This window comes from Serratia marcescens (assembly GCF_006715005.1).
GTDB classification, from domain to species: Bacteria; Pseudomonadota; Gammaproteobacteria; order Enterobacterales; family Enterobacteriaceae; genus Serratia; species Serratia montpellierensis.
In genome coordinates, this window is record NZ_VFMJ01000001.1 from 4,185,363 (window position 1) to 4,197,190 (window position 11,828).

Sequence of the window (11,828 nt, forward strand, 5' to 3'; positions counted from 1 at the left end):
CTTTGCAACAGTGCCGTGCCGCTTCAGGAACCGGCCCAGGTATTTCACGCTGAAAATCTATGACAGTCTTTAAAAATATCATGTAGATGTTTTATGTACGCCTTTACATTTCTATCAATATCTGGATTTTTTATAACATCAAAAAAACCAAATGCAGGTAAGTGAGTCATACCTATAAATTGATGGGCTTTATGGAAAGCGAAAAAAACATTGTCGATATCATTCCCCTCAAAAAATTGATTTTTATCTAAAAATGCTTCTTTCGGAGCATTCCATGTAACAGATAACATATATTTTTTGTTTACTAACAATCCACCACTACCATATTTTTTAGATAAATCTTTCCTACTCCTTCCATCACCACTCGTATATATATCTTCCCCAGCCGTAAAAACTTCATCAATATATTTTTTCAAAGTCCAAGGCATCTCCATCCACCATGCGGGGAGTTGATAGATAACAAAGTCCGACCATAAATACTTCTCAACCTCTTCACTTATATCGTAGCTTGATCTGACGTTTGTCGTTTTCACATTAAAGCTGTGGTTTTCAAAATATTTTACAGCAACATCATCCAGGTAATTATTTAGCGAACCTTTTGAGGATCCAAATACCGTCGAAGAATTTACAATAAAAATATTTTTCATTATGATTTTCCACTCCACTGAGAAAATAGTTAGTAGGTTTTTTTTATAATATCCAGGTAATTATTCACGCTAAATTTTACTGGGTTACTGCTATTAGACGCATTTTGGGATGCTTTGATAGCGATAGCTTTGAAATGTATTGGATCAACTATAGCTATATCCTTTAACTTTGGCAACTTGAGGTCTTGACAGAGTTTTTTTAGCGCGGGAACAACGGAATTAGCTAACTGTTCTGTCGTCATACTTTCCTTTTCAATTCCCATAGCTCTGGCTATATCTGCGTATTTTTTCGGGTTTGAAGGAATATTATATTCTGTAACTGTTGGTAGGAATATAGAGCATGCTACTCCATGTGGAATATTATATTGGCCACCTAATGCCTCAGCAAGACAATGTATGGCTGCAACATCTGAATATCCAAAAGCAATACCAGCCATATTACTAGCTAACATAATGTTAGTGCAACTTTCAATATCATGGTTTTCACATGCATTTATTAAATTATTAGCGATTAATTCAATTGCTTTAATTGCGTAAATATCAGTATAAAGTACTGAACGATTACAAGTATATGCTTCTATTGCATGAACCATCGCATCTATACCCGTCGATGCCATAATATGGTGGGGGGCTTTAAGCAAAACATTAGGGTCAAGTAAGGCAATGGCTGGAGAACATTTAATATCTATGATATTTTCTTTAGTTCCCTTTTCTTTATCTGAAATTACAGCAAAAGGCGTTACTTCACTACCGCTACCAGCAGTTGTGGGCACTGCAATTATTGGTGCAGCAGCAACCTTGAGTTTATTAGGATAAAAAAAATCTTTTAACTCACCGCCATTAGTTATTAATGTAGCTATCGCTTTTGCCACATCAATACTATGGACTGACCCCACCCCGGTAGACGATCCTGCCCTATAGTTGGACTGACCCCACCCCGGTAGACGATCCTGCCCTATAGTTTGAGCATAGGAGGAGCGTATGGGCACACCACGATTTACACCTGAATTTAAGGAAGAAGCCGTCCGTCAGATAACGGAACGCGGTTATTCCGTTGCCGAAGTATCTGACCGTCTGGGTGTTTCTGCACACAGCCTCTACAAGTGGCTACGGGCTATCAAACCTGATAACAGCGAACAGCATGCTAGGGATTTACTGGAAGCCAAAAGCGAGATCCTGAAACTACGGGCACAGCTAAAACGTACCGAAGAAGAACGGGATATCCTGAAAAAGGCCGCGCGGCACTTTGCAAGGGAGCCCGATTGAAGTACCGCTTTATCAATGAGCACCGTACTGTATGGGGGGTGATGACGATGTGTCGGGTACTCAATGTCGCCCGGGCCGGGTCGCCCATCTGCGGTATATCAGCTTGAGGGTGTCCAAAAAGCTGTTGATAACGGCGGAGGGGAACGGTGTGCGCACCTTCTGGAACAGCGCGGCAATCTTCCGGCTCAGTTGCCGGTGTGGCAGCACCTGCTTGGCACCGCGCGTATAGCAGCAGAGTTCTTCCTCCACCGTTGGCACCGCCAAGGTGTTGCCGTAGTGCACGGCCAGCAGTTCGGCTTTCTCACTGGCGCTCATGGTTTTCAGGTCGGCATCGCTCAGCGTGTCGAAGGGGCTCGGCTACGGCGGCTGGCTGAACACCTAGAGCTGCGCGCTCGTCCCCTTCCCGGCCATAAACTTCGTTCCAGTCGCCCTCCGTTGGTGGCAGCGCCGGGACACCGCAGGTTAGTTTGGCCGCCTCGGCGGCCGTGCATCCCAGTAGTGGCTACGCAGCTGCTGCGCCACGGCCGCCAGGTAGTTGGCGTTCAGCGCCACGCACACCGTCTCACCGGTCAGTTGGTGCACGGTGAGGCCGGTAGCCTAGCCCTCGGTGAGCCAGATACCCGCGTTGTCCGGACCGCAGAGGGTGTGGCCGGAGGCTTTCACCTGCCAGCCTCCAACACGTTGACCACCTCGCTTCCGGCATTGTGCAGCGGCAGCAGCAGGTCACCTGCCCCGCACTGATTGCTGAACGAGGTGCCGCGTCCGTCCTGGTTGTCGAAGCGGAAGCGGTCTTTACCGCCACAGGTCTGGCACGGCTGCGGCTTGCCGTTCGGCTGCAAGGTGATACCAAGAGCCGGGAGTATCACCGGCCGGTGGCGGTGCGTACGGTCTGGGAAACGAACTGGGCGCTCATTCCCTTCTCTCCTCAGTATACGGTGGCATGCTGTGCCGCCGACAGGCTGTCACTGCACAGCTCGTCCATCATCTTTTGCCCCAGCGAGGTCAGGCGTGGCGCAGCCACCAGAACGTCTGGCTATACTATGTCACTCAACATCGTGCACACCATATCCATGCCGTACTGACGCACAAAATGCCCCCTATAGGCATAGGGCAATCGCCATCTGCAGTTCGTCCAGCATGTAACCCGGGCTCACCCGGCTGTGTTCGATCTGCCCCAGCAATATCTCTCCCCCGAAAAACTCGTGTCCCAGGAAGATTAAGAAGCTGGCAACCCAGCTCAGCCAACTCACGCCTCGTCTGTGAAAGCGCCTTACTGCAGAAATCACCTAGGCATTGACAGAGCAAAGCGCCTTTTTTCCCCAGCACAACCTCCGCTCAGGGGAGTCATTATCATGCAGGAATTCTGTTTCTGTATGGAGCAGGATTTTGGGTCAGGGTCAATAGCCAACTGATGCTACTAAGTTATGTTCTGGCTGAGCGAAAAGAAAAAACAAGCATGTGCAACATGCCTCCTGCAGGACCAAGCAAATAGCCATTGGTTATTATTTAGGCTATAGTGGTCAAACGGCTAAGCAGGTGAATAGAGGCATTATGAGCCGAGCCAGAGATCAACAGGGCTACCAGCGCGGTGTCTGGGCTGCCCGAAAGTGGAGTCGTCTGAAAAATGTGGTTATGAGATGGGATCGACTTTGCGTGTCTAAGGTACGAGAGAACAGGCTACCTGCCTGGATAGGCCATGTTCCGATTGTTATCGCTCTCATCGCTTCGGTCGCAGCAATGCTGTTCGGGGGACTTCTCGTAGTCGGCTGTATGCTTTTTATTTGGGCGATCGCATTCATTCTTCAAAACGCTGGGCAAAACCTTGCGGGGGAAGTTACCCATGAAAACAATAGCCTGGAAAACCCAAAAAATTCATCGGACTATGCATACGAAAGTGCTGTAATGAACAACGAATATGACGGGGCTCCGTATAAATCTCCTAGCGATAACTGACCGAGGTGCTGTTTTTCTCGGTCAGTTAGTCTCGGCTATCGGGTAATTTTATTTGTTACAGCATCACCAACTTTCCCCCCAGTGTTTTTGGCTGTTTCTGTACCGCTATTCACTGCGGAAGCAATAGCATGGCCAACATTTACACCAGCCCATGACAACGCTCCCATCCAAACGATGGGCAACACAATAAACATACAGCCCATCACTAGGTTCATAATCAGGTCATCGGCACTATTCTGGAACCCGGCCACATTCCAGCGGCTGTGCGAGTCCGAACTGTACAATGCCTCCAGTAACCAGCTGTCCAGCCAGCGCGCCAGTTCCCACCAGAATGTCAGGAAATTGAGTGCAAACACCACGAACGTCACCGTAATCACCGTCTTGTACTCGTAGGCAGCGAACGCCAGGATAAGCGGCACCATGATGTAGACGGCCATCAGCAGCACCGCCTGCACCATCGGCAGTGCCTGACGCATCGCATCAAATGCCGGGTACGCCGCCAGGCTCCCCAGCGCGGTTCCGCCCAGCGACGCGAGCCGGTTAACCGAGTTGTCCAAGGTAAAGTCTGCATTGCCGCCGTAACCGGCATAAGCGCGTCCGCCCTGGGAGACCGTCAGGTTATCCGGACTGACCAGGCGGCGCACCACCGCCTCTTTATAGTCCGCATCCGGTTGCCCCATCATCTTCAGCGCGGCAGACATCCGCAGCATGACGCCCGGATCGACCTGTTTCACCACGCGGGCTTCCAGCCCCGTTTCGCCGGCTGACCACCACTCGCTGCAGGTTGGATATCCCCCTCGTCCAGTGTTTGGCCGGCCGCTGTCCCGCCCCTCATTCCAGGGGAAACTGGTACGCGGAGTTTTGGACTGCAGGTTGTTGTAGTACCCGCCGTTCAGGAAGGTTTTCGACCCCAGCCACTCGATGTCACGCAGGGTGGCTTTGTCCGTCGTCTGGCCCTGGTCGCGGTTCTGCCAGGTATATAATGCCAGCGCGTAGCAGTCGTTGGTGAAGTCCTGCAGTTCCTTCGCCAGCGCAGGGTTGTTGACCCGACTGTGTTGGACTTCAAAACGGACCTGCCGCAGATCTGGCCTGCACGGAATGGTGGCTACGGCCGCCGACGTGATCCCCTTCGACAGCTTATGCATCAATAACCACCACACCGGCACCTTCGCCGTCTGGCCATTCAGGCTCGACATGATGTTGGCGTAGCCCGTTTCATCCGGCTTCTTCGGCGTCCAGGTGCCACAGGTCGCCGCCCGGCTGCTGTCGTACTTGATGGTGTCGAGGCTTACATTCATCAGCGGCAGGCAGCAGGCCAGCATCACAAAAAATGCCCCGTAGAGCAGGTTTTCGATGCGTGGCAGAGACAGCATCCCTTTGTTGCCCTCATCCTCCCCTTCCTCACGCACCCTCAGCCAGATGGCCACTACCTTGAATAGCAACGGCAGCACAAACAGCCCCGTACTGACCAGCAGCTCCCACAGACCGTTGTTAATCAGCCAGCCAAGCAACGTCAGGAAATACTCCAGATAGCTGTTGGTCATCATAAGTTCAGCCCTCCGCCGAAGAGGCTGTATTCACAGGCCAGGGCAAATACCGCGCAGGCGATGGCCATGCGCTTGAGGGGCTGCCGGTATTCCGGTTTGCAGCCCGGCGCGCGCCAGACTTTCCAGAATCCCCAGGCCAGCGCCACATAAAGCGCCAGGCGCCAGCTCAGCCAGCCATACCGGGTGCTGTGCACCCAGTCACGCAGCGCGGCACTCTCTCCCGGGTGATTGACACCCCAGTGGGCCATGCCCAGCGCCACTATCATCGCAATCACCAGCATGCCCAGCATCTGCAGGACACGCTTTGCCCGGTGACCGAGCCGGCCGCCCCTGCGGGGCGACACACCTTGTTTCTCTGTTCCAGTCATTGATACATCCCCTCGCTTACTGGTCGCTTTCCGGTACGGCCAGCTGGTTGAACCTGGTATCCGGGCTGTCAACCGACTGACGCTGCGGGTTGGTTTCCGCACGGTTGTTCTCCCTGTCGATGATGGTCAGCACCGCGTTACGCGCAATCTCACGCTTCATCTCCATCTCGTTCTTGAGCGCCGTGATTTCGCGATCCAGCGCCTCGATACGCCGGTCGCCCTCTTCCATCACCATTTTCTGGACAGCAGCATTGGGCTCTGACATGCCGGTGGTGACCATACGGCGCATGATAAAGGCCGTTTCAATGGTGTCCGCCATCGCCAGTTCGCTGGCCAGGCGACCGACCAGGGCAGCATTATCCGGGTCGCGCTGCAGTGCCTTGATGACGCCGGCGGTCACCGCCAGGCTGCCCGTTTTGAGTTTGACCAGGTTGGCCGAGGTGGGTTTCTCTGCCCCGTTGACCAGTTTGGCCAACTGCTCGTTATTCTCCTTCGTCGCCTCTTCCAGCATCGGGGCAAAGCCGGTGCCGGCCACGGTACTGCCTGGCTGCTCACTGCCTTCACCACTGGTGCATTGCGCCGCATCTTTACAGGTGCGCAGGGAGGAATCCCCCAACACCTTGACCACAGCGGCAGCCGCTTCTTCACTGCTGGCATATTTGGTACAGGCACCGCCGGTGCAGCTGCTGCCGGATACGCTGGAGGTACTGGTGACCGGCAACGCATTCATCATGTTGTAGCCAGCGGCCGCCAGATCGTGCGTTGGCTTGATCGCCGGCTGACCGGCGCCCCCCCGTTTTTGACCGCCGATCCAGGTCTGGCCGGATTGTCCGGTCACTTTCTCCGTGGCATTCATCGACCGCACCGCATCGGCATCCCCGTTATTGATAAGGCTCTTGGCTTCCTCCATCGCGGCGGCCTGGCTCCAGCCGCCGGAGTCCGCCATATCCATCATCCGCTTGGAGAGGTTCTGACAATTCAGCTGCGCCTTGTCGAACGCGACACCGCCCTGCAGGACCCCGTTGGTCAGCATTTCATACAGTCCCGGGTTGGCTCGCTGGATAGCCATCGCTGGCAGGCTGGCCACCGCACCGGTAGCACCCTGGATAACACTGCCCATCAGGTTCTTGAAGCCGTCCGTCACCCCGTTGAGCTGGTTACCGATGGTGGTCTTCAGGTCGAAATTGCCGCACATCAGATCCGAGCTCCAGCCTAGGTTCATACCCAGCCGTTGCATGTTGCCGCGCGTCGCCGGCTGTGAAATCACCGAGCCGCCGCCCAGGGAGTAAAACAGCTTGTCCGAGACCGCGCCGCTGACGCTCTTCCCGTACCCCACGTTGCTGTCATTCACCTGGGGCAACGAAATACCAAACAGGGTGCCGTTATCGTCATTGTCGTCAGCGTGCGCATTTACGCCGACCAATGCCATACTGCTGACAACCAACAGAGACAGCAGGCTGCGCCGTCCCCAGAGTGATTTATTCATCGTGTTATTCATCGTTCATGCCTCAAAAATCCGTGCTGTAGAGGAAACGCTGCCCGCGGCGCTGGCAGCAGCTGTAGGGTTGCCACAGGGCAAAGGCAGCGTTCGCATCCGCGGCCGGCGTATGGTCACCGTCCGGGAATACGGCGCAGGACTGGCTCAACTGCGGCGCAAGGCGTTGCCATTTATGGTTGCGGGTACCGGTGTTCTCCTTAACCTCCCCGGGAGGCCAGTACCCTTCCGAGCGCTGGCCCATCAGGGGCTGGTAGACGTGCGGCTGACCAGAGCGAGTGATGATGTCCGCCACCCGCTGTGCCACCAGAGCACCCGCCTTGTCGTCATCGACCTGAGTCACAAATCCCGAACGGGGATAGACGTTGCCCCACATATTCGCGGCCGCCTGACTGCCGACCTCACGCTGACCAGGCACCAATGCTTCGGGATAGAGGGATTCCGGCATGCCAGTACGCCATACCAGGCTGTCCAGCGTGCTGAGGAAATACGGCACGAAGGGGGTCGCCGCACTGCGGCACGAATAGCCGGCAATGCTGCCGCCAATCAGGGTCGTCGCCGGATGACCAATGGCATCGGCATACTTGAAGTGAAGGTTGGTTTTACGCTGCCCGGGGGTTTTCAGCTCATTGTTGCCACCGCCGGCAGCAACACCGCCCAGTGCGCTGGTGATACTGCTTTCGAGTCCGCCGGCGGCCTGACTGACCATCGACATCTCACGCCACGGGTTGCCTCCCGGGGTGTTGTACGCCGACACCACCGCCTCCGGGATGAAATGACTAACTTTGACCGAAGTTCGGACAGTGCAGCCGCCCCAACTGCAGAACAACCAGTAGCAAATACCGCTGACGCGCCAGCTGATGCAGGACTGCGACACCGCACTGGCAACAATCTGTGCACTGTTGAGCGCGGCATTCGCCGCCGGCACGCCGGCTGCAGACAGCATCATGGCCACACCGAGGGATTTAAGGGTCAGCCGGGGTTGTCCGGAAGACGCCAGCTGCAAGGGAGCTCGTTGCATATCACTGCCCCTCCAGTGACTTCGCGCGCAACGCGGTGGCCCGGGCGATATCAGCGGTGCCATACACCACATCTCGATCGTCAAACACGACCGCGGGGACTTTTTTGACGCCCAGTCCCCACGCGCGCACCACCGCGCGGTAAACCGTGGCCAGCTCCTTTTCATGCGCCTGCCATTGTGGTGACTGCAGTACGGCTTGCGCCTGCCGCTGCGCTTCATCCGGGTTCGACGACAGTGCGCCAAAGAGCTGCGTCTGCAACTGCACCGGATCGTCAAGATAAATCACGGTCACGGAAGCATCATTATTCGTCGGGGGATGGTGGGAATCGGTATACAGTACCGTGCCGGCAAGCACCGATGCCGGCATCAGCAGAGGAAACAACGTCAGCAACGTGCTGATTTTCATGGCGTGCACTCCTGCGTGGATAGAATCCACATAGGGTGCTACGACATGGTCAGAAAGGCAGCAAAGAAGTCTTTATTGATTTCTAAAAATTTTTCTTCCCCTACGGGGTAAGTCCGTAGTGGCACGCCGATACTTGCCTCTTGATATCCCAGTTGATTATCGCAGATCACTAGCCCATCGTATTTGGGATTAGCGTTGCGAAAATGTGAAAAATCACCGCTACATTCTCTTCACCCGATTACAGCAGCAATCTCAGGGTTTAAAAACATACATAAAAACAATGAGCTGGGTCAACAGACCGGGAGTTTTGTTAGTCATCGTATTGGAAGCTTATGCATATTTTAGCTGCTGGAATGTCAACGATTAATTCACAAGAAGTCCATGCGGACTTCCCGTTAGTCATATTATTCTTGATATAAAAATCCCTCATCTCAACCAGAAGAAGACGAAGATCATAACTGGCTAATTTATCTGGTACAAACCAGTCTTCGTTATCTTCCTGATCAATATAATCATATTCATATTCACATGACTCACCATCAAGAGATAATTTTGCACGAGCAATAATCTCCTTGGCATTTTTAGGCCCTGTATCCACCAATAACTGACCAATTTTACTGTGTAGAGCATCTAGATTGTTCATCCCCCCCCTCCAGGAGTATTACTAATGTCTTTAATTACAGGGCGACCACCACCTATAGAGTAGGTTACGTTAAAACTATCAGGCCATTGCAATCTCCAAAGTAAACAGGACCTATCTTAACATCAGTGTCGGGGTGTCTAAGATTCAAGGATCCATTCTATTTAGATACCCGCGACTCCGTGCCTCTTGCAATATAAGTTCTGGAACGTTTTCCACATCAGATATCTTTCTCTTATTAACAATAATCTGACTCGCTTCTTTATAATCCGGCGCCCACAAGTAATTATTGTCAGTTATGTTTTTGTAAACAGATATTAGTGGTTTCTTCCATGCAGCAGATATATGTACAATCGAAGTATCTGGAGAGATAACCAAGTCAACTTGTCTAATCAGTTCCATAACATGATGCAGTGAATTGAATGGATTTATCGCAACATTATCGGGAAGAGACACATTCAGTTCTTTCCTGTGATCAAGAATAATAATGATGATGTCATCTGATTTCTCGTTAATCATCTCAATAGTTTGAGTTAATTGCTCTTGAGATAAGTTTCTTTCTGGACTTCCAGTGAAAGCATTAATGACAATTTTAATTCCCCCCTCCCATACGCTTAAATACTTTCGCACTTCGGAAGCAATCGCGTCAGGGATATGCAAGTCATAGGTGTGACTATTTTTAAAGTCAAGCCCCATGTTATGCGCTGCCAAGGAAATGGCTTTTGTCACATGTTCCGTACCATTCTTAAATGGAATTGATTTGCTGTAGTGATTAATGAAATTCCATTTATTAAATCCAAGAACAAACTTTGCGTTTAAGTCTCGAAAAAGCATCATCCTATGCACAGGGGTGTCGAACAGGCAAAGATCAACCACCAGGTCATAATTATTTTCATTCAACGCTCTCATTGTCGACTCAGCCACGGTGTGACTAAATCTCTTCAAGAAAACCTCATTGTTACAGTCCCCAGCTTCGTAGATATTCCTGATATAGGGGTTGTATTTCATAGCTACGCTACTTGACTTTGTCAGTAGTAAATCAACTGTATAACCCGACTCATAAAGGCACTTCACTAGTGGCGTTGAAACCACAACATCTCCGATTGTTCCTTCATTGCGAAGGAGCAGTACAGTTTTGATTGCTTTGATATCAAAATTGCTTTTTCTACGCTTATCCCAGATAAGCTTTGCAATATAAATCTTGATATTAAGCTTTACTTCCTTGAAGTAATAATTTCGTCTCCTGTTCCACTCCCTTAACTTCTTGAAACGACCACTTGAAATAGAAATTTCCAAATCCTTACTCACAACTCCCTCCACTTTTCATATGGGACCGCTCATTAACACATGAGAGAAGTATCTTATTAACCACCGAACAATACTGAGTATTTTAACTATGTGCCATTTGGTTCTCATTACCTGGAAAGGTTGTCCGAAGCATTGTGGACTTCAAATAGTAGTCAGTGCAGTAAAAATAAATAAATTAAATCTGTGTAATTTGTTTTTACTGGCTTACTTCCTTGTATCTAACAGTTCCCCCCCCAATCATTGACTGGAATCAGACCGCTATTCTTCGGGTGGGTGGGGGGCATTACGCTTCCGTTCATCAAGCTTAGACAATATCCAACAACCTATACCTAAGGGAATGCCTCCGGCTAGAGCAGTTTTTCCTGAGTAAATTACATCATCCCATCCGTAATTTAAAACCCCAATCTTAAAATAAGCATACACACTTATTCCAAAAACCAATAACATAACAAATAAAAACAAAAAGATAACGCAGTATCCAATGAGAAAAACTAGCAAATGAAAATTAACTTTTTTAGGTAACATTTTACTTACCATCCAATTTTTCTTGGGTTTTGCTTCCTGTTAATTCTGATGTTATAGCACCAGTTCCAGCTCCAATTAGCTCTGCAGAGCCATCACTAATAATAGGTTTCAACTTATCAGTAACAACTTTACCAGCCCCAATCATCGCATTGGTCGGATCTTCACCTTTGATCGTACTGCCAACATAAGCACCGCCAACACTGACACCACCTGTCAGCAACGGGCCTTTACCTTGCGATAATGCCCCTGTCCCTATTGCAAGTAGTGCATCGGTGTAGCTGAAGGGTTTGTCTCCATTCACCGTGAGTTGCGTACTGACATTCGCTGCACCACCAATAGCCCCTCCCGTTGCGGCCGCTCCTGCACCGGCGGTTGACCCCGTGCCCATTGTCGCTGCTGTGCTCATCAATAGTGCCCATTTTTTCACAAGCTCGGTAGCCGGCTGTGGTGCCCCTGTTCCCAGACCTTTTGCCAGGTCGCTCTGCGCCTGTGTTACCTCTTCCGGCGTGGCACCATGCTCCGTCATAAACTTGCTCAGTGTCGAAGTGGCTCGCCCTGCATCCATTAGCCCATTCGGCAAGCTCAGATGGTTATTCTCAACTACAAAAATTCCGACAGATCGGTTCTTCTGCAATTATCCGCTTTCATAGCA

Annotated in this window: 15 protein-coding genes and 1 pseudogene; 2 read left to right on the forward strand and 14 right to left on the reverse strand. The window is 51.1% G+C overall.

Features of this window, described 5'->3' with window-relative positions:
- Positions 1-44: 44 nt before the first annotated feature.
- Both FHU12_RS20410 and FHU12_RS20415 read right to left on the reverse strand, forming a co-directional pair.
- Positions 45-647 carry an NAD(P)H-dependent oxidoreductase gene (locus FHU12_RS20410; RefSeq protein WP_141971450.1) on the reverse strand — a complete coding sequence of 201 codons (603 nt, stop codon included), beginning with the start codon at positions 645-647 and terminating at the stop codon, positions 45-47.
- Between the two features lie 29 nt (positions 648-676).
- Entirely contained in the window at positions 677-1,543 is an 867-nt protein-coding gene (locus tag FHU12_RS20415) for an iron-containing alcohol dehydrogenase (RefSeq protein WP_185742333.1), read from the reverse strand.
- 85 nt (positions 1,544-1,628) lie between these two features.
- Here FHU12_RS20415 and FHU12_RS20420 point away from each other — a divergent pair.
- Positions 1,629-1,993 (forward strand): annotated as a pseudogene (locus FHU12_RS20420) (transposase); the annotation flags it as partial.
- Here FHU12_RS20420 and FHU12_RS27630 read toward each other — a convergent pair.
- From FHU12_RS27630 to FHU12_RS27640, 3 genes are all read right to left on the reverse strand, one after another.
- Entirely contained in the window at positions 1,974-2,228 is a 255-nt protein-coding gene (locus FHU12_RS27630) for a hypothetical protein (RefSeq protein ID WP_521084102.1), read from the reverse strand. The pseudogene FHU12_RS20420 and the gene FHU12_RS27630 overlap by 20 nt on opposite strands.
- A 344-nt stretch (positions 2,229-2,572) precedes the next feature.
- Positions 2,573-2,779: a primase-helicase zinc-binding domain-containing protein gene (locus tag FHU12_RS27635; protein WP_521084103.1), complete on the reverse strand. Its 207-nt coding sequence runs from the start codon at positions 2,777-2,779 to the stop codon at positions 2,573-2,575.
- A gap of 59 nt (positions 2,780-2,838) precedes the next feature.
- Entirely contained in the window at positions 2,839-2,934 is a 96-nt protein-coding gene (locus tag FHU12_RS27640; protein WP_521084104.1) for a DUF5375 family protein, read from the reverse strand.
- 632 nt (positions 2,935-3,566) lie between these two features.
- Between FHU12_RS27640 and FHU12_RS20435 the strand changes: the two genes are divergently transcribed.
- Entirely contained in the window at positions 3,567-3,866 is a 300-nt protein-coding gene (locus tag FHU12_RS20435; RefSeq protein ID WP_141971454.1) for a hypothetical protein, read from the forward strand.
- Positions 3,867-3,901: 35 nt separating this feature from the next.
- On the opposite strand, the gene FHU12_RS20440 is transcribed toward FHU12_RS20435, so the two are convergent.
- From FHU12_RS20440 to FHU12_RS20485, 9 genes are all read right to left on the reverse strand, one after another.
- Positions 3,902-5,413, reverse strand: a complete 1,512-nt coding sequence (locus tag FHU12_RS20440; RefSeq protein WP_141971456.1) for a conjugal transfer protein TraG N-terminal domain-containing protein — start codon at positions 5,411-5,413, stop codon at positions 3,902-3,904.
- Entirely contained in the window at positions 5,410-5,781 is a 372-nt protein-coding gene (locus tag FHU12_RS20445; protein WP_141971458.1) for a hypothetical protein, read from the reverse strand. Before FHU12_RS20445 ends, FHU12_RS20440 begins: the two co-directional genes overlap by 4 nt.
- Before the next feature lie 16 nt (positions 5,782-5,797).
- Positions 5,798-7,279, reverse strand: a complete 1,482-nt coding sequence (locus tag FHU12_RS20450; protein WP_141971460.1) for an integrating conjugative element protein — start codon at positions 7,277-7,279, stop codon at positions 5,798-5,800.
- A 10-nt stretch (positions 7,280-7,289) separates the two neighbouring features.
- Positions 7,290-8,297 (reverse strand): TIGR03756 family integrating conjugative element protein, encoded by a 1,008-nt coding sequence (locus FHU12_RS20455; RefSeq protein ID WP_141971462.1) that lies wholly within the window; start codon positions 8,295-8,297, stop codon positions 7,290-7,292.
- A 1-nt stretch (position 8,298) separates the two neighbouring features.
- Entirely contained in the window at positions 8,299-8,703 is a 405-nt protein-coding gene (locus FHU12_RS20460) for a TIGR03757 family integrating conjugative element protein (RefSeq protein WP_141971464.1), read from the reverse strand.
- Positions 8,704-9,013: 310 nt separating this feature from the next.
- Entirely contained in the window at positions 9,014-9,346 is a 333-nt protein-coding gene (locus FHU12_RS20465) for a hypothetical protein (RefSeq protein WP_141971466.1), read from the reverse strand.
- Between the two features lie 144 nt (positions 9,347-9,490).
- The gene (locus tag FHU12_RS20475; RefSeq protein WP_141971467.1) at positions 9,491-10,651 is read right to left on the reverse strand and encodes a glycosyltransferase family 9 protein; all 1,161 of its coding nucleotides are present in this window, start codon (positions 10,649-10,651) and stop codon (positions 9,491-9,493) included.
- A gap of 258 nt (positions 10,652-10,909) precedes the next feature.
- The gene (locus FHU12_RS20480; protein ID WP_141971469.1) at positions 10,910-11,188 is read right to left on the reverse strand and encodes a hypothetical protein; all 279 of its coding nucleotides are present in this window, start codon (positions 11,186-11,188) and stop codon (positions 10,910-10,912) included.
- Positions 11,178-11,810: a hypothetical protein gene (locus FHU12_RS20485; protein ID WP_185742334.1), complete on the reverse strand. Its 633-nt coding sequence runs from the start codon at positions 11,808-11,810 to the stop codon at positions 11,178-11,180. The genes FHU12_RS20480 and FHU12_RS20485 overlap by 11 nt, the downstream gene beginning before the upstream one ends.
- Between the last annotated feature and the right edge of the window lie 18 nt (positions 11,811-11,828).

Excerpts from the sequence above, each read along its gene's own strand:
- FHU12_RS20410 (WP_141971450.1), bottom strand. The coding sequence starts at position 647 with ATGAAAAATATTTTTATTGTAAATTCTTCGACGGTATTTGGATCCTCA.
- FHU12_RS27630 (WP_521084102.1), bottom strand. The coding sequence starts at position 2,228 with ATGAGCGCCAGTGAGAAAGCCGAACTGCTGGCCGTGCACTACGGCAAC.
- FHU12_RS20440 (WP_141971456.1), bottom strand. The coding sequence starts at position 5,413 with ATGATGACCAACAGCTATCTGGAGTATTTCCTGACGTTGCTTGGCTGG.
- FHU12_RS20445 (WP_141971458.1), bottom strand. The coding sequence starts at position 5,781 with ATGACTGGAACAGAGAAACAAGGTGTGTCGCCCCGCAGGGGCGGCCGG.
- FHU12_RS20450 (WP_141971460.1), bottom strand. The coding sequence starts at position 7,279 with ATGAATAACACGATGAATAAATCACTCTGGGGACGGCGCAGCCTGCTG.
- FHU12_RS20455 (WP_141971462.1), bottom strand. The coding sequence starts at position 8,297 with ATGCAACGAGCTCCCTTGCAGCTGGCGTCTTCCGGACAACCCCGGCTG.
- FHU12_RS20460 (WP_141971464.1), bottom strand. The coding sequence starts at position 8,703 with ATGAAAATCAGCACGTTGCTGACGTTGTTTCCTCTGCTGATGCCGGCA.
- FHU12_RS20465 (WP_141971466.1), bottom strand. The coding sequence starts at position 9,346 with ATGAACAATCTAGATGCTCTACACAGTAAAATTGGTCAGTTATTGGTG.
- FHU12_RS20480 (WP_141971469.1), bottom strand. The coding sequence starts at position 11,188 with ATGGTAAGTAAAATGTTACCTAAAAAAGTTAATTTTCATTTGCTAGTT.